The organism is Citrobacter sp. Cb004, from assembly GCF_030337065.1.
GTDB lineage: Bacteria > Pseudomonadota > Gammaproteobacteria > Enterobacterales > Enterobacteriaceae > Citrobacter > Citrobacter braakii.
On the sequence record NZ_JAOWCH010000026.1, the window covers coordinates 1 to 284 of the forward strand.

The 284-nt window shown below is 46.8% G+C and carries 1 tRNA gene; it reads left to right on the forward strand.

The features are described from left to right. Positions 1 to 70 precede the first annotated feature (70 nt). Positions 71 to 146 (forward strand) — tRNA-Glu (locus tag OGV65_RS00865). Positions 147 to 284: the final 138 nt, after the last annotated feature.

Below are 284 nucleotides of genomic sequence, written 5' to 3' on the forward strand. Positions count from 1 at the left end.
CTTTGTAGTGCTCACACAGATTGTCTGATGAAAAGTAAATAGCAAGGCGTCTTGCGATTGAGACTTCAGTGTCCCCTTCGTCTAGAGGCCCAGGACACCGCCCTTTCACGGCGGTAACAGGGGTTCGAATCCCCTAGGGGACGCCACTTGCTGGTATGTGTGAGTGAAAGTCGCCGACCGAAGTATCTCAAAACAGACTTTCGAGTCTCGTTTGAGATATTTGCTCTTTAAAAATCTGGATCAAGCTGAAAATTGAAACGACACACTGTTTCATTTCTCCGTAA